Origin of the sequence: Streptomyces sp. CB02261 (assembly GCF_001905665.1) — a bacterium.
Classification (GTDB): domain Bacteria; phylum Actinomycetota; class Actinomycetes; order Streptomycetales; family Streptomycetaceae; genus Streptomyces.
This window is the reverse complement of record NZ_LIVX01000006.1, coordinates 414,904-431,024: the sequence shown is the minus strand read 5'-3', so window position 1 is coordinate 431,024 and position 16,121 is coordinate 414,904. Positions and strand designations below refer to the sequence as shown.

The 16,121-nt window shown below is 71.1% G+C and carries 15 protein-coding genes; 3 read left to right on the top strand and 12 right to left on the bottom strand.

The features are described 5' to 3' along the window. Positions 1-36: 36 nt before the first annotated feature. Positions 37-1,161: a heparin lyase I family protein gene (locus AMK29_RS22200; protein WP_158071351.1), complete on the bottom strand. Its 1,125-nt coding sequence runs from the start codon at positions 1,159-1,161 to the stop codon at positions 37-39. 501 nt (positions 1,162-1,662) lie between these two features. Between AMK29_RS22200 and AMK29_RS22195 the strand changes: the two genes are divergently transcribed. Further along, the gene (locus AMK29_RS22195) at positions 1,663-2,607 is read left to right on the top strand and encodes a peptidoglycan-binding domain-containing protein (protein ID WP_143202939.1); all 945 of its coding nucleotides are present in this window, start codon (positions 1,663-1,665) and stop codon (positions 2,605-2,607) included. A 46-nt stretch (positions 2,608-2,653) separates the two neighbouring features. On the opposite strand, the gene AMK29_RS22190 is transcribed toward AMK29_RS22195, so the two are convergent. Genes AMK29_RS22190 through AMK29_RS22140 form a run of 11 tightly spaced genes read right to left on the bottom strand, consistent with a single transcriptional unit; the run spans position 2,654 to position 12,196 of the window. Continuing rightward, positions 2,654-3,700 (bottom strand): polyprenyl synthetase family protein, encoded by a 1,047-nt coding sequence (locus AMK29_RS22190; RefSeq protein ID WP_073815892.1) that lies wholly within the window; start codon positions 3,698-3,700, stop codon positions 2,654-2,656. 35 nt (positions 3,701-3,735) lie between these two features. Beyond that, positions 3,736-5,088 carry a cytochrome P450 gene (locus AMK29_RS22185; protein ID WP_073815597.1) on the bottom strand — a complete coding sequence of 451 codons (1,353 nt, stop codon included), beginning with the start codon at positions 5,086-5,088 and terminating at the stop codon, positions 3,736-3,738. Then, positions 5,085-6,176 (bottom strand): terpene synthase family protein, encoded by a 1,092-nt coding sequence (locus AMK29_RS36540; RefSeq protein ID WP_073815594.1) that lies wholly within the window; start codon positions 6,174-6,176, stop codon positions 5,085-5,087. Before AMK29_RS36540 ends, AMK29_RS22185 begins: the two co-directional genes overlap by 4 nt. A gap of 3 nt (positions 6,177-6,179) precedes the next feature. Beyond that, the gene (locus AMK29_RS22175) at positions 6,180-6,473 is read right to left on the bottom strand and encodes a Dabb family protein (protein WP_073815591.1); all 294 of its coding nucleotides are present in this window, start codon (positions 6,471-6,473) and stop codon (positions 6,180-6,182) included. 37 nt (positions 6,474-6,510) lie between these two features. After that, entirely contained in the window at positions 6,511-6,819 is a 309-nt protein-coding gene (locus AMK29_RS22170; protein ID WP_073815589.1) for a chorismate mutase, read from the bottom strand. Continuing rightward, on the bottom strand, positions 6,812-8,002 hold the full coding sequence (locus AMK29_RS22165; RefSeq protein WP_073815587.1) for an aminotransferase class I/II-fold pyridoxal phosphate-dependent enzyme: 1,191 nt from the start codon (positions 8,000-8,002) through the stop codon (positions 6,812-6,814). Before AMK29_RS22165 ends, AMK29_RS22170 begins: the two co-directional genes overlap by 8 nt. Further along, the gene (locus AMK29_RS22160; RefSeq protein ID WP_073815584.1) at positions 7,992-9,296 is read right to left on the bottom strand and encodes an MFS transporter; all 1,305 of its coding nucleotides are present in this window, start codon (positions 9,294-9,296) and stop codon (positions 7,992-7,994) included. The genes AMK29_RS22165 and AMK29_RS22160 overlap by 11 nt, the downstream gene beginning before the upstream one ends. Before the next feature lie 39 nt (positions 9,297-9,335). Beyond that, positions 9,336-10,085: an SDR family NAD(P)-dependent oxidoreductase gene (locus AMK29_RS22155; RefSeq protein ID WP_073815582.1), complete on the bottom strand. Its 750-nt coding sequence runs from the start codon at positions 10,083-10,085 to the stop codon at positions 9,336-9,338. A gap of 14 nt (positions 10,086-10,099) precedes the next feature. Further along, entirely contained in the window at positions 10,100-10,882 is a 783-nt protein-coding gene (locus AMK29_RS22150; RefSeq protein ID WP_073815579.1) for an SDR family oxidoreductase, read from the bottom strand. Beyond that, on the bottom strand, positions 10,879-11,583 hold the full coding sequence (locus tag AMK29_RS22145; RefSeq protein ID WP_073815574.1) for a cupin domain-containing protein: 705 nt from the start codon (positions 11,581-11,583) through the stop codon (positions 10,879-10,881). Before AMK29_RS22145 ends, AMK29_RS22150 begins: the two co-directional genes overlap by 4 nt. Next, positions 11,564-12,196, bottom strand: a complete 633-nt coding sequence (locus tag AMK29_RS22140) for a hypothetical protein (RefSeq protein ID WP_079197038.1) — start codon at positions 12,194-12,196, stop codon at positions 11,564-11,566. The genes AMK29_RS22145 and AMK29_RS22140 overlap by 20 nt, the downstream gene beginning before the upstream one ends. A 615-nt stretch (positions 12,197-12,811) precedes the next feature. Here AMK29_RS22140 and AMK29_RS22135 point away from each other — a divergent pair. Together AMK29_RS22135 and AMK29_RS22130 are read left to right on the top strand one after the other, a co-directional pair. Continuing rightward, entirely contained in the window at positions 12,812-13,681 is an 870-nt protein-coding gene (locus AMK29_RS22135; protein ID WP_073815571.1) for an oxygenase MpaB family protein, read from the top strand. A gap of 26 nt (positions 13,682-13,707) precedes the next feature. Further along, positions 13,708-16,059 carry a serine/threonine-protein kinase gene (locus AMK29_RS22130; RefSeq protein ID WP_073815569.1) on the top strand — a complete coding sequence of 784 codons (2,352 nt, stop codon included), beginning with the start codon at positions 13,708-13,710 and terminating at the stop codon, positions 16,057-16,059. The last annotated feature ends 62 nt before the right edge of the window (positions 16,060-16,121 follow it).

Genomic DNA, 16,121 nt, shown 5'->3' with positions numbered 1-16,121 from the left:
CCGCCGCGGTCGCCGCTCGTCCGCCGATCGGATGGGTCAGCCGGTGCGGCGCCTGACCTTCCCGCGGCTGCGGACGGTGAGGAGGGCGCCCGCGCCGAGCAGGACTCCGCAGAACCCGAGCACGAGCGGCAGACGGCTGGACGGGCCGGGACTGGCCAGGTGCGTCATGTCGTTGCCGGGAGCGGCGGCACTCGTGCTTCCGCTCGACGGCGGTGCCGCGGCGACCGTCGCGGATGCGGTCCCGGTGACGGTCCCGGTGACGGACGCGGTGACGGACGCGGAGGGGGACGGCGATACCGACGACGAGGCCGGAGCCGACGCGGTGGCCGACGTCGAGGAGGACGCCGACGCCGATGCCGTGGGGCGGCCCGGAGCGGGTGCCGCCGGGGGCTTCGTCGCGGTGGGCCGGCCGGGCGGGGGCCCCGGCGTGTCCGAAGCGGGGGAGAGGGCCGTGACGGTGACGTCGTCGTAGTAGATCACCACGGGGGCCTTGCCGCCCTTCACGTGTCCCTTCGACGCCTTCCAGTTCGGCCGGTACAAGCCGATCTTGTGATACGGAGCGGTGTCCTGGTGGTAGCTGTTGGGCCCCTGGTGCGATCCCACCCGCACACCGTCGCGCCACACCGTGAGGGAGCCCGGCGTCGTGCCGGTGGACCAGGTGACGTCGAAGGTCCACCGGTTCCAGCGCCCGAGCGTCGCGTCGCCGAGATCGTGCTTGAGGCCGGTCACGGGCCCGGAACCCACCTTCCAGTGGGTGTCCATCACCCACCTGCCCCCCTTGACCGCGAGCGCGATCGCGGGAACGGTGCCGGTCCCGCCGTGCCACTGGGAGACGATGGTCATGTACTTGTACGACGTCCAGTCGCCGGGAAGGTAGTTGGAGAAGGAGTACCGGTAACTGCCGTACGGGACGCGGCCGGTGGCTATCTCGGAGCGAAAGGACCGCCCGTCGTCGGGCATCGTGAACCGAGCGGCCCTGCCTCCCCGCCCGCCGGGTGCCGTGGTCACGGCCACCGTGCCCGTGCCCTCGATCCCCTTGCGGGGCCACAGCGAGGTCCCGCCGGATTCGAAACCGTCGCTGAAGGGCACGGGGCCGGGGGCCTTCGCGGCCGCGGTCCCGGCCGGAGCGGCTCCCACCGCGAGAACGACTGTCAGAAGCACGCCGGCCGTTCGCCGACGCACAGGACGCTGGAGCATGGAACACCTCGGGGCAGGGGGTACGCGGTGACGCGGTCCGAGGGGCGCGGTGCGGCCACGCCTCGGTCGCCGCTCACCGGGGGCAGGAGGAGAGACGGGCGACAGCTCCGACGGCCGGAGTGGGGTGCCGGAACGTCAGCCTGACGCGTGGTCGGCCCGGGCCGTGAGCTGGTCAAGCCCCGGGCGTGGGACGCACCGCACAGGAATACCACCGATGAAGGCAGATCATCTACGGCCCGCGTTTCCTGTGACGCGATGCGGTCCGGCGATCCGAGGTGACGGCTGTTCACGCAAACACGCGCTGAGCAGGTCGTTATCGATTCCTGTTCATCTTCGCTGGTTTGCCACGCGCCTCACACAGTATTCTCACGACCTGTTCGCCCCTACGCCCCGCATCCCCCGGTCCACGCACAGCACGCGACGCGAGTCCGTGCGGCGTGTCCTGAAGCAGTCGACAGGATTTCAGTGAGCGCTCTTTCCTGCCCCCAGTGCGGTGGCCGTTCCCGTTGCGCCTGCCTCACCCCGCGGGACGCAGCCGGGACGTACCAGGGCGAGACCCGGGGGGAGTTCGACCAGGAATGGGTGCGGCCGTACCTCCCCGCGCAGGACGCCCTGCCGGACGACGGGGCGGACGGTGCGACGGTCACCTGGGTGATACCGCGCGTTCCCCGGGAGGCCGACCTGCCGCCCGAGCCCGGCGGCACCCTCCCGCCCGTGGTCATGACCCAGGCGCACCGTCGAGGGCGCGAAGCCCCGAAGCGACGACGGGCCGTCCACCTCGCCGCCGCCCTGGCCGGCCTCGCCGGTTCCGCCGCGATCGCGGGAGCGTACGCGTTCTCCCAGAGCTCGGACACCACCGACGTGGCAGGGCCTCCACCGGCGAGCCGGCTCGAAGTGCTCGACGGCGGGGAGGAGCCGTCGGCATCACCCACCGCGAGCCAGGCGGACATCACACCCCCGGCCACCGTCGAACGGACCGCGACGGCGCCCGGACACGACGCGGTGGGGACATCGGCCACGGGCTCGGCCCCGGCCTCCCCGTCGGGTTCGGCCTCGGCTCCCGTCCAGGCGTCGGACCCGGCCTCTCCTCCCTTCACCTCCCCGGGCGCGAGCGACGCGTCGCTTCCCGTACCCGGCCAGGGCGCCCCCAGTGCCACGACAGCGGCACCCACACCGGAGACCTCGGCTCCCGGGCGTACGCTGCGCCGTCAGGACCGGGGGCCCGACGTGGTCGAACTGCAGCAACGCCTCCGTCAGCTCGGGCTGTGGCCCCATCCGCTACGAGGTCACTTCAACCGGCATCTGCAGGACGCGGTGCAGCGGTTCCAGGCGGAACACGGCATCAGCGACGACTCTCCCGGGGTCTACGGGCCGGCCACCCGACACCAGCTGGAATCCATGACCTCGTGACCACGACGGCACGTCGGGCCACCGCCGAGCATCCGCCCGTGCGGACTCAGGCCTCCCGGTACGCGGCCGACGAAGCCGTGGACGTGAGTTCGCGGCGCCACTCGGGAGGCAGGGCGGCCACGGCGAGGGAGGCGCAGGCCCGTTCCACGAGCTGTTCGATCCGTGCCTCGATCCGCGCGTGGACCGCGGTGCCGGAGAGGCGCTCACGCAGCAGTTCGACCTCACCTCGCTCGACCAGCGCGCGGATGCGCTCGTCGGACCGCATCGCCAGGGCGAGCAGCAGCGTCATCTTGCCGCGGCCGAAGTCCTGGCGCACCGGCTTGCCGCTCACCGCCCCGTCACCGAAGGCGTCGATGAGGTCGTCCCGCAGCTGGAAGGCCTCGCCCAGGGCCTCGCCGTACGGCTGGAACGCCGCGGCGAGATCTGCGCGACCGGCCAGGAGCGCGCCGAGGGTCAGCGGACGGTGCACCGTGTACCGGCCCGACTTCACCAGCGCGATGTGCCGTGCCAGTTCGGCATCCGGTGTCAGCTCGGCCGCGGCGGTCACGTCCATCGCCTGACCGGCGATCAGTTCGGACTTGAGGTCGAACCACTCCCGGGCCACCGCCGGGGACGTACCGGCCATGAGGTAGTCGGCGTACGCCCAGGCCAGGTCGCCGGCGAGGATCGCCACCGACTCCCCGTAGCGCCTCGGCTCGCCGAACCACTCCCGGTCCCGGTGGATCTCCGCGTGCCGGGCGTGGACCGTGGGCCGGGTCCTGCGGCGGTCCGCGTCGTCCATCACGTCGTCGTGGATGAGCGCCGACACGTGCAGGAGCTCCAGCGCCATCGCGGCCCGGACCGGTGCCTCCCCGGGCTCTCCCCCCGCGGCGAGATAGCCGCTGAGGAGGAACCTCGGACGCAGCCGCTTGCCTCCGGCACCGACCAGCTCGGCCACCGCCAGAGCCGGCTCCGCTCCTCTGCCGTCCGGCCGCGACCAGCGGAACCGCTCCTGCGAGAGGAAGGCGCGCAGACCGCTCTCCACCTGTGCGAGCAGTGCCCGCAGGTCGTCCCGTGCGGACGGGTCCGGGCCGGCGGGGGCCGTCCTCGTCATGGTTCCGCCTTCCGGCGACCGCGCCTCGCGCGCGGTCACCGGCGACGCTCTTCCACGCGCATGAGCGACTCCTTGGGCCGCAGCGTGGAGCCCGCGACCGGGCGGGGCGGCCGTCCCGTCACGGACCGCATCCGCCAGCGGCCCATGAGCGAGGCGAGGATCAGAGTGATCTCGGCGTAGGCGAGCGACTCGCCGATGCACTTGCGCACCCCGGCCCCGAACGGCAGATAGGCGTGCCGAGGAACGGTTGCCGCCCGCTCGGGGAGCCAGCGGTCCGGGTCGAACCTGCCGGGGTCGGCGAAGACCGCCGGGTCGCGGTGGAGGGCGTACGGGCTGAAGAACACGTCCGCGCCCTCGGGTATGCGGTGGCCGCCGAGGACGACCGAGGAGGTCGCCCGCCGGGTGAGGATCCAGCCGGTCGGGTACATCCGGAGCAGCTCCTGGACGACGCGGCCGAGGTAGGCCAGGGAGGGCAGGTCGGCGTAGCCCACCGGCCGGCCGTCCAGCACCTCGTCGAGCTCCGCGTGCACCCGGCGTTCGACGTCCGGCCGGGCGGCCAGTACCTGGAAGGCCCAGAGCAGCAGGGTCGCCGAGGTCTCCGTGCCCGCGACCATCATCGACCGGATCTCGTCGTGGAGCTGCTCGGTGGTCATGCCCTCGCCGGTCTGCTCGTCACGCGCCAGCATCAGCGTCGACAGCAGGTCGTCCTGGTCGAGGTCGCTCGCCCGGTAGTCCGAGATGATGCCGTCGACCACCTCGTAGAGCCGTCGCAGGGACTCCGCCTCGCGCCGGTTCACCGGCAGCGGGAGCCTGTGGACGAACTCGACCGGGATGAAGGCCCGCCGGCCCACGCCCGCCACCAGGGCCGGCAGGCACCGCCGTATCTCGGCCGCCGCCTCGGCGGTGAGGGACGAGAACAGCGTCCTGGCGAGGATGTCCATGGTCGTGTCGTTGAGCGCACGGCCCAGGTCGACGACCTCGCCGTCACGCCAGGACCCGGAGACCACCACGGCGGCGTCGAGCGCCGCACGGGCGTAGACGCCCATCCGGCTGTGGTGGAAGGCCGGCTGCGACAGGCGTCGCTGCCGCAGGTGGAACTCCCCGTTCGAGGCGGCGAGTCCGTTCCCGAGGAGCTTCGTGGCCTGCTCGAAGAGAGGGCCGCCCTTCTCGAACTTGCTCTGATGAGTGATCAGCAGATCCTTCATCAGCTCCCCGGAACTCACCATGTACGCCGACCGGGTGCCGATTCGGAAGAGGGCGACCGGAGCGTGGTCGCGCAGTCTCTCCACGAAGTCGAGGGGCCGCAGGGCCAGCCACGGAGCGTGCCCGAGCAGAGGGAGGCCGCCGGCGAGGGCGGGGGCGGGGGACAGGGTGTCGTACGTGGTCAACGGGCTTCTCCGATCTGCTGCGGTACGAGGCCGGTGCGGGCGAGGCCGGCCCGGCCGGCGACCGCGCCGCTGCGCCCGGTGCTCGCCTTCAGGTACTCCGGCCGCCGGCCCGACGCGGCCCGCCGGGTGTACCGCGTCGTCGCGAGCGACCAGTCGTACGTCACCCGCAGCTGGCGGGTGAGCGCCGTCAGATGGCGATACGTGGCCGCCCGCTCGGCCGGATCGCAGGACAACCGGTCGCAGAGGGACGGGATGTCGTCCGCGGCGCGCTGGAACCGGACGACGAGCCGGCCCACCCGGTCACGTATCTCCTCGATCACCTCGTCGCGGGGGCGACCGCTCTCCTGTTCCAGGACGAGCACCAGATTGTGGGTGTCGCCCCGGGCCTCCTCGTGTTCGAGGGAGTGGACGTCGTTGCAATGCGCGAGGATGTCGATCTGCAGGGTGCTGAGCCGGAGCAGTACCGGGTCGGTCAGGACCCGCTCCGGCACCTCGTAGCGGCCGGTCCGTTCGGCGGCGTCCAGATAGACGTACATCGCCATGGTCTCCCTGCGCAGGGCCAGGTAGCCGGCCAGATCGGGGACGGTCCGGGCCCGCCGGGCGTCGGCCTCCGCCAGGAACGACCGGAGGAAACGGCGCCAGTTCCGAGCGGCCCTGGCCTGCCACGCGGGCGACATGGGCGCCCGCATCCGGGCCCACAGATCGGCGGTGGCACCGGCCAGGGCCTCGATGCCCGGGGGGACCCGGGCCGGCCCGGCGGACCCGGTCACCGACGAGAGCGCGAGGACCGCGGCCTCGGCGAACCGGGGGTCGTCGCCGGCCGGACCGTCGAAGAAGTCGTCGCAGACCGCGGTCCAGGTGATGACGTCGGTCATCACGTCGAGGTCGGGTCCGTCGGCCTCGGGGCAGAACCCGGTCGAGACGTCCGCAAGCCGCATGTCCAGGAAGTAACCGATCGCGGCCTCCGTCGGCCGGATCAGCCGGTGCTCCGTCGCCCAGTCCACGCCCCGCCGGCCGGCGCGCTCCACCTGCCGGGGGAGCGGTCGCCCGGCGGCGAAGGGCAGGGAGAAGTCCACATCGATCGGCATGTCTCAGTCCTCGACGTCGACGATGACCCAATCGCTGATCTCACGCCATTGACGGACCGACTCCTGGTGGAACGGGTGCACGATGTACCGCTCGACCGCCTCCATGTCGTCCATGACCCCCTCGGCGAGGAAGTCGTAGGCGATCTCCCTGGTGGAGACGTTGCGCCCGTAGCGCCAGGCGCGGAGCTCGGGCACTTCCCCGCCCACCTTGGCGGTGGAACGTTCCGCCTCGAGGGCGCGCGGGTCGTTCCAGTCGATCCCGGGCTTGAACTTGAACAGCACGACATGACGTATCACGGTGGTGGGTCTCCTGCGGATCGATGAGGGCTGGGGTTCAGGCGGGTCGGTCGGTGGCTTCCGCGGTCAGCGCGAGGAGCTCCTGCGGACCGGCGCCCCGGCAGAGTTTGAGAATGCTCATCGCGACCTGGGTGCCGTACGGGCCGAGGCCGTCCCGGTAGCGCGCGAGGACGTCCATCTCCCGGGACAGCTCCGTGCGCGGGCCGCCGGCGTTCATACGGCTCTGCTGGATGCGGGCGGATATCCGGGCGCGTCGGGCGAGCAGTTCGATGATGTGCCCGTCGAGACCGTCGATCGCGACGCGCTCCTGATCGATCCCGGCGGTGCTGTGGCTCGTCTCAGTCATGAGGGGTTCCTTCTTCCGTGGCGTTCCAGAACGCTGACAGTCGGGCGACGGCCTCCCGGAGACGGTCCTCCGGCGCGAGCAGGCTGACCCGGACGTAACCTTCGCCGTGCGCGCCGAACCAACGGCCGGGCGCCACCGCGACCTTGGCCCGTGTCAGCAGGTCGTCGGCGAACGCGACGGAGCTGCCGCCGCCGGGTATCGGCAGCCAGGCGAAGATCGACCGGGGTTCGTCGATCCGGTGGCCAGCCTCCCGCACGCCGGCCACGAAGATGTCCCTGCGGCGCTCGTAGATCGCCGTCAGCTCCCGGACGCAGTCCTGCGGGCCGGACAGGGCCGCGACGCCGGCCCGCTGGATGAACGGCGGGAGCGAGACGTAGTAGTGCTCCTGGATGAGGTTGATCGCGGCGACGACGTCCGGGTTGCCGACGACGGCACCGATCCGCCATCCCGCCATGTTGAACATCTTCGACAGGGAGATGAACTCGACGCCCACGTCCTTGGCGCCTTCCGTCGCCAGGAACGAGGCCGGCACCTGGCCGTCGAAGCCCAGGGCGCCGTAGGCGAAGTCGGACGCCACGATGACGTCGTGCTCGGCCGCGAAGCGGACCGTGTCCTCGTAGAACTCCGGCGGCGCCGTCACCGAGGTGGGGTTGTTGGGGTAGTTGAGGAACATCAGCTTGGCCCGCTCGCACGTCGCCGCGTCGAGCGCGGTGTAGTCCGGCAGGAAGCCGTTCTCCCTGAGGAGCGGGAGGGGGTGCATATGGGCCCGGGCCAGGACCACGCCCGCCCAGTAGTCGGGGAAGGCCGGGTCGGGCATCAGGCACACGTCGCCCGGGTTGAGGAAGCACTGGCTGATCTCCACCAGTCCGGCCTTCGCGCCGAACAGGATCGCGACCTCCGTCTCCGGGTCCAGCCCGACCTGGTGGTTCGCCTCGTACCACTGGGCTATGGCGGCCTTGAGTTCGAGCAGCCCCGAGAACGACGGGTACCGGTGGGTGCCGGGGTCGAGCACCTCGCGGCGCAGGGCCTCGACGATGTGCGGAGGGGTGGGGAGGTCGGGGTTGCCCTGGCAGAGGTTGACGACGTCCTCACCCGCCGCGACGAGCTGGTCGATCCTGCCCACCGTCGTCGCGAAGGAACTCCTGGGCAGGTCCTGGAGCCGTTGCGCGAACTCAGTCTTCATGTGCAGCGACCCTCGCCTCGTGTGTCGTGTCCTTGTCCTTGCCCGGGACGCCGGCACCGTCCGGGGATCCTTCGTGGCGCCGCCGGTACACCCATCCGCTCAGGCCGAACGCGATGAGCGTGATCCCGGCGCAGACCCAGCCGACGGCCGAGAACCCGTACGCCGTGAACAGGGGGCCGAGGAGGGCCGCCCCGAGGGCCACGCCGAGGTTGGTCGCGAGGCTGTAGAGGGCCAGGATGGCGCCGCGGTGCTGGGGCGAGCACTCGCTCAGCAGAGTGCTGAGCAGCGTGACCACCAGACTCTGCATCGCGCCCCACAGGAAGAGGCAGACGACGAGCAGCGCCGTCCACCGGGTGACGAACGGGATCGCCACCAGCGCCGGGACCAGCCCCGCGAGCAGGGCGACCAGCACCTTCTCCTTGCCCAGTTCGTCGGCCCACCTGCCGGTGAGGAAGCTGGTGGCGAACCCCAGTCCGTAGAGGAGGATCATGAGGCCGGTCATGGAGCTCCCCGAGCCGAACCGGTACTGCAGGGCGCTGCCGAGGAACGTGTACATGCCGTAGAAGGCGAACATGTTCAGGAAGGTCGCCAGCACGTACACGGTCACCCTCGGCCCACGGAACGCCTGGGCGGTCGAGCGCACCCAGCCGCCTCGCGACGGCTCCGCGGACTTCTCCGCGGCGGCAGGGTCGCCCTGGTCGCGGGCGGGCTTCCCGCCGCCGACCATGAGCAGCACGAAGACGACGAGGGCGCCGAGGATCGCGAGCAGCCCGAAGGTCCAGCGCCAGCCCGCCCATTCCCCGACGAACGACCCCAGGGGCACGCCGAGGACCAGCGAGAGCGACCAGCTCGACACGAGGATGCCCATGGCCCTCGCGCGGTGCCGGTACGGGATCTGGTCACCGACGAAGGCGTACGCCGTGGGGACGAAGGCACCCGTGGCCAGGCCGGCCAGCACCCTGCCCGTGAAGAACGTCCCCGGCCCTGTGGCGGACGCGCACAGAACCGTGCCGAGGACGAACATCACCATCCCTACCACCAGGCTGAGGCGGCGCGACACCCTGTCCCCGAGCGGGGCGAAGAGCAGCGCGCCGACCGCCGTACCGATGCCGTAGACGCTGACCGACAGCGCCATCAGGGCCACCGTTGCGCCGAAGGACTCGGCCATGTTCACAAGCAGCGGTGAGACCACCAGCTCCTCGGATCCGACGGCGAAGATTCCCGCCATCAGCGCGAGGACGGTCAGGACGGGAAACCCACCGGGGTGTTCCGCGTCGGTCGATCGGTCCGACACTCCAGCCAACCTTTCTTTCGTGCATGTGGAACGAGACGGCTAGATGGCCGTGTAACCGCCGTCTACGGTGAGCGCGCTGCCCGTGATGAAGGACGACTTGTCCGACGCGAGGAAAAGGATCGCGTTCGCGACGTCCTCCGGTGTGCCGAGGCGCCCGATCGGGTTCAGCTTCGCCTTCTCCGCCTTGATATCAGCGTCGTGTCCGTTGGACACGTCCGTCATCGGGGTGTCGATGATGCTGGGGCAGACGCAGTTCGCCCTGATGTTGTACTTGGCGTAGTCGACGGCGAGCGATTTCGTCAGCATCATCACCCCTCCCTTGGTCGAGTTGTACGCGGCGATGCCGGGCCAGGCGACCAGTCCGCTCACGGAGCAGACGTTGACGATGGCTCCGCTCGTCGCCGTGATCATCTCGCGGAGGGCGTGCTTGGAGCACAGGAACATGCTCTTCAGGTTGGTGTCGACCAACCTGTCCCACTCGTGTTCCGACATCTCGTGGAACGGAGTGGTTATCTCGATTCCGGCGTTGTTGACCAGGACGTCGAGCCGTCCGAAACCGTCGACGGCGGCGGCTATGAGGTTCCTGCAGTCCGCCTCGACCGTCAGGTCCGTCGTCACGAAGACGGCGTCGTGTCCGTCGTTCCTGAGCGCGGCGACGACCTCGGTCCCGCCCTTCTCGTCGATGTCCGCGACGACGACCTTCGCGCCCTGCCGTGCGAATTCGATCGCGGTCTGCCTGCCGATCCCCGATGCGGCACCGGTGACGACGACCACCTTGTCCTCGAACATGAGCAGGTCTCCTTTCACACGCATGTCATGTGGCCGCCGTCGACCGAGATCTGCTGACCGGTGACGTAGGACGATTCGTCGGACGCCAGAAAGCCGATGAGGGCGGCGACCTCGTCGGCCTCTCCCGGCCTGTCCATCGGGATCGCCCGTCGCAGGCGCTCTTCCGCGTCCTGTCGGGTGATGCCGCCGGTCCGGGCCATATGGGCGACGGCGTTGTCGTAGCGCTGGGTCCGGATGATTCCGGGGTGCACGCAGTTCACGGTCACGTTGTGCCGGGCGTACTGGCTCGCCAGGTACTTGACGGCGTTCGAGACCGCCGCGTTGACCAGGCCGGAGAGGAACATGCCGGCCGTGGGTTCCCTGCCGATGTTGCCGACGATGTTGACGATCCGGCCGAATTCGTTGCGGACCATCACGGGGGCGACGGATTTGATCAGGTCCAGGTACGGGACGAGTTTCTGGTCCATCGCGGAACGCACGTCGTCGACCAGGATGTCGTCGAAGTGTCCGGGCGGCGGTCCGGGGGCGTTGTTGATCAGGACGTCGATCCTGCCGAAACGGCGCTCGACGTCGCCCACCAACTCCTCGCGGAAGGACGGCGAGGTGACGTCGCCCGGAAGGACGTACGCGGACCGCCCGCCGTCACCCGTTCCCGCGTTCGCCTCCGCGGCGACCTTCTCCAGGTCCTCGGAACCGCGCGCGCACAGGACGGTCGTGTACCCCTTGGCGCTCAGGTGCAGTGCGGTCGCCCTCCCGATGCCGCGGCCGGCGCCCAGGATGATCGCTACCCGGGTCACCGGGACTCCTGCTCGGCTTCCTGCTGGGGGACCCGGTGGTACCGCGGCGGGATGAAGATGTTGAGGGAGCGGGCCAGGCTCTCGTTCGGGTTGGCGGCCCCGTGCCCCTCCTGGCTCCCGCAGAAGTAGGTGGCGCCGAACTGCAGCTCGTGGCGCGATCCCTCGACCGTCATCTCGTACCGGCCGTCGAGGCACGTCCCGATCTGCTCGTGCGAGTGCTTGTGGTACGGCATCTCGCCGCCGCCGGGAATGTCGGCGACCATCAGCTCGATCCAGTCGGCCAGGAAGAACGTGACGTCCATCTTGACGAACTTGCGCGACTCGAGCGGTTCGAGGAAGTAACCGCTGGGCGCGGGATAGGACTCGCCCGCCTTACAGCGCCTGATCTCGAGGAGAATGGTTTCGGCGGAACTCGTGTTCACGGCCGAGAGTTCGATGCCGGGCGGCGCGACGTACACGTCGTGCTCGGGCTTCATCAGCTTCGTGACGTCTCCGACCGTCGCGGAGATCTCGCCCCGGATGACCATCCCGACGTGTGCCTCCCGCCGGGATTCGTCGCCTCGCACACCGGCGCCGGGGGCGATGTAGAGGAGTCGTACCTCCGTGTCCTCGCGTCGGTAGGACTCGATCCGGACCCCGTCGTCGTGAAGCGTGACGCCGGGAGCGGGGAAGTAGGGGTGCTCACGCACTTCCGCGGTCATTGAGATCCTTCCTCCTTGAGAAGACCGTCCAGGTCATGGGGATCCGTGAAAACCTGTAGACGAACTTCAGGTTGTATTCCTCGACCGCCTGCTCGTTCGTGAGAGCGATGTTGTAGCGGCCGCTGGCGACGTGATCTGCCGCCTGGCTCGTGGAGCTGACGGTGGCCAGCTTCACGGGGTGGTCGAAGTGGTGTTGCAGCATGGGAATCGGAGCCGGGTGAGTGGCTACGGTCTCGGTGCTGAGCAGTTCCTCGTGGAAGGGGAAGTCGGCTCGTGCGGCAAGTCCGTATTCGGGCGTACTCCCGTAGAAGACGCTCACCGGTTCCAGTCCCGGATGCATGTAGAAGACGTTGATATGGGAATAGGCGTGAGGGACCAGAGCCAGTTCGATGCGCGCGCCGACGAGCGCGTCCATGCACTGCTCGAAGGTGTCCTTCAGGACGATCCGGCAGGATTCGGGGTCGCCGACGCTGTGCAGCATCAGCCGTGCGATGTGCTCGCTGCTGGTCCCCTTCGGGCCCAATGTCCCGATCGCGACGCGTTGTGTGGCGTCGGCGGGAATGAGCGCCATGAGTGCCTGTTTTTCACTGTCAGGAATTCGGACTGTCTCCATGTCTCGACCTCCTCTGTGGCGTCCATTCGCGGGCTTCTTCTCTCGGCAGCGCAGATCGAAATGCGCCGCCGAGGCGCAGGATCACTGGTCTGCACCAATGTCGGGAATCGATGGGTGGACGGTTCCGACGGTGATGCTTCCCGTTCCGGCGATCTTGATCAGGAGTGACCCTAGGACTCCCTCGTCGGGGCAATCAAGCGTGACCTTGAATTGCCGTCAAGTCGCGGCTGATTTCCATCGGAGGGGGCGATGTGTTTCCCTCTTGTTTCGGCCGAATTAAACGAGCCAGATGGCGTGATGGTGCTGGTCCTTTTGCTGCGGATGGTGTCGGCTTGGGCCTGTCTCCGAGCCCGGGCGCGCGCCGGGGGAACGTGTACGGAGAGTCCCGACGGGTCGTCATCGGGGGGCCGCGGCCAGCCGCCGGAACCCCTTCCCGGGGAGCCCCCCGCCGCATGGTTGGCGGGATCATGTCAGTCAGCGGTGGGCGGGAACGAGCCATGTCGAGGTCTACGCGAGGGGCGCAAGGGACTCCAGAGGCGCAGGGGCTCCGGCACCCCGCGAACCCGGGTGCCCGCATCTGTTCGCGCCCCGAGGGCCGGGCTTAGCCTGAGCGCCATGACGCAGGATGCCGACCCCGGGCTCTTCGGGCCCCGCTCCGTCACCTGGCAGCTGCACAGCGACCCCGTCATGTGGCTCGCGGGCGTCCGCGCCCTGTGGCTCCAGGCACTGCACCCCGTCGCCGTGCGCGGCGTCATGATCAACAGCAGCTTCCGGGAGGACCCCTGGGGCCGGCTCATGCGGACCGCGAGCTTCATCGGGACCCTCAGCTACGAGACCGCCGACGTCGCCGAGGCCGCCGCCGCCCGGGTGCGCCGGATCCACCGGCTGCTCGGGGTGGACGACCCGGAGCTGCTCCTCTGGGTGCACTGCGCCGAGACCGACTCCTACCTCTCCGTCGCACGGCGCTCCGGCCTCCCGCTCACCGACACCCTGGCCGACCGCTACGTCGACGAACACCGCACATCGGCCCGCCTCATCGGGCTCGACCCGGCCGCCGTCCCGGGATCCGCCGCCGAACTCGCCGCCTACTTCGACGCCGTACGCCCCCGGCTCACCGCCGGGCCCGACGCCCGCACCGTCGAGGCCTTCCTCCGCAGACCGCCCGTGAAACCCGTCCTCGTACCGGCGCGCGAGGTGATCTGGCGGCGCGTCACCGCGCTCGCGTACGACACTCTGCCCCCCTACGCCCACGCGCTCTACGGCCACCCCGCCCCACCGCCGGCCACCGTCACCCGCCGCCTGGTCGCGACGGCAGGACTCCTCCGCCGCGTCCCCGCCCACCTGCGCTGGCGCCTCCCGCCCGGGCACATCATCCGCGCCATGGAGCGGCTCGGCCCGGAGGCGCGACCCGAGCCTTACGCGTACCCCGCCCCGTACCCACTGTCCGAACCGGCGTCCATACTGGAGGAGCCGGAAAAGGCGTAGGAAACCGACGGGGGCGGCAGCACACGATGGGGGACTCCAGACTGATCCAGGGCCGGTACCGCCTGCACGAGGTCATCGGCCGCGGGGGTATGGGCGAGGTGTGGCGCGCGACCGACGAGGCGCTCGGGCGCGGGGTCGCCGTGAAGTGCCTCAAACCGCTCGGACCACAGCAGGACCCCCAGGTCCTCACCGTGGTGCGCGAGCGGTTCCGGCGCGAGGCCCGGGTGGCCGCCGCGCTCCAGCACCGTGGCATCACGGTCGTGCACGACTTCGGTGAGGACGACGGCGTCCTCTTCCTCGTCATGGAGCTCCTGGAGGGGCGCAACCTCAGCCAGCTCCTCGCCGCCAACGCCCAGCATCCGCTACCCGTGCAGGACGTCGTCGAGATCGCCGACCAGGTCGCCGACGCCCTCGCCTACACCCACGGCCACGGCATCGTGCACCGCGACCTGAAGCCCGCGAACATCATGCGGCTGCGGGACGGCACGGTGAAGATCTGCGACTTCGGGATAGCGCGCCTCGGCGCCGACATGGGCTTCACCTCCCGCCTCACCGGCACCGGCATCGCCATGGGCACGCCCCACTACATGTCCCCGGAGCAGATCGGCGGCGGCGAGATCGACCACCGCAGCGACCTCTACTCACTCGGGTGCGTCCTGTACGAACTGGCCACCGGCGCCCCGCCCTTCGACCTCGGCGACTCCTGGGCGATCCTCATCGGACACCGGGACACGGTGCCGCGTCCGCCGCGCGCGCACCGCGCCGAGCTGCCCGACTACTTCGACCGGATCGTCGTCGACCTGCTCGCCAAGGTGCCCGAGGAACGGCCGGCCGACGCGGGCGACCTGCGCCGCCGGATCGTCTCGGGCCGGGTCTCGCCGTCCCTCGCCGGGACCACGGTCGGCATGCCCGTCCCCGGAGGCACCGTCGTCCCGGGCCCAGGCCCTGGCACCGGCCCGGGCCCGATCCCCGGCCCGGCACCGATCCCCGGCCCGGGCCCGGTCCCCGGCCAGGGGCAGGGTCCCGCTCCGGTCCCCGGCCCGGTCCCCGCTGTCGGCACCTTCCCCGGCGCTCCCGGCCCGGCCCCCGTGCCCGCGTGGGTCCGGGGGATCACCGGCGGACCCCGGCCCGCAGACGCGGGCGCCGCGCCGCGGCCGGTCGCCCACGACCCCGCCGCCGCCGTGCTCACCACCGAGTGGACCACCGCCCGTTCCGCACCGGACGCGCCCGCGCCCGTGCCCGTCGCCCCCTCCGCCGAGCTGATCGCCGTGCTCGCCGGTCGGTACCGGGCCGGGATGGGACTCGGCCGCCTCGGCCGCTGGGACGAGGCCGAGTCCGTGCACCGGTCCGTCGCCGAGCACCGCGCCGCGGTCCTCGGGGAGGACCACCCCGACACCCTCGCGAGCCGTTACGAGGTCGGCTTCGCCCTCGCCCGGCTCGACCGCCCCGCCGACGCGCTGAGCGTCTTCGACCGGGTCGCCGCGATCCGCGCCCGCGTCCTCGGCGAGGACCACCCCGACACCCTGGCGGCCCGTCAGGAGCGGGCGTACGCACTCGGGCGCCTCGGACGGCACCCCGAGGCGTACGAGGTGTACGTCAGCGTCCTCGCCGCACGCGAGCGCACCGTCGGCCCCGACCACCCCGACACCCTGCGCTGCCGGCACAACCTGGCGTTCACGCTCGGCCGCCTCGGCCGCCTGGAGGAGTCGTACCGCACGGCGCACGACGTCGCGGAGGCCCGCGCCCGGCTGCTCGGCGAGGACCACCCCGACACCCTCGTGACCCGGCACGAAGTGGCCTACACCCTCGGACGCCTCGGCCGGGGCCAGGAGTCGCTCACCCTGTACCGCGCGGTCGCCGACGCCCGCGCCGCCGCCCTCGGCCCCGACCACCCCGACACCCTCGCCGCCCGCTACGAGACCGGTGTCTGCCTCGGACGGCTCGGCCAGGCCGCCGACGCCCTGGAGGTGTGCCGGGACCTCATCGCGGCCCGCACCCGCGCCCAGGGCGCCTACGGGACCGAGACCCTGCGCGCCCGCCACGCCCTCGCCGTCAACCTCGGCCGCCTCGGCCGCTGGCCGGAGGCCCTCGCGGAGTCCGAGAGCGTCCACGCCGACCGGGAGCGGGTGCTGGGGCCCGAGCACCCGGACACGCTGCTGAGCCGCCGTGAGACCGCCGTCGCCCTCGGCCGGCTGGGCCGCTGGGCGGAGGCGCTGGAGGCGCACCGCGCCATCGCCGCCACCCGCACCCGCCTCCTCGGCCCCGTCCACCCCGACACCGTCGCGGCCCTCGACGACGAGGCCCACTGCCTGGAGCGCCTGGGCCGCCACGCCGAAGCGGCGGCCCTCCTCCTGAGAGCGGCCGCCCCGCCGTCCTGATCCGCCGCGTGGCCGGAGCGGGCCCGGGTGCCAGGGCTCGCGACGGCCGCTCCGGACATCCG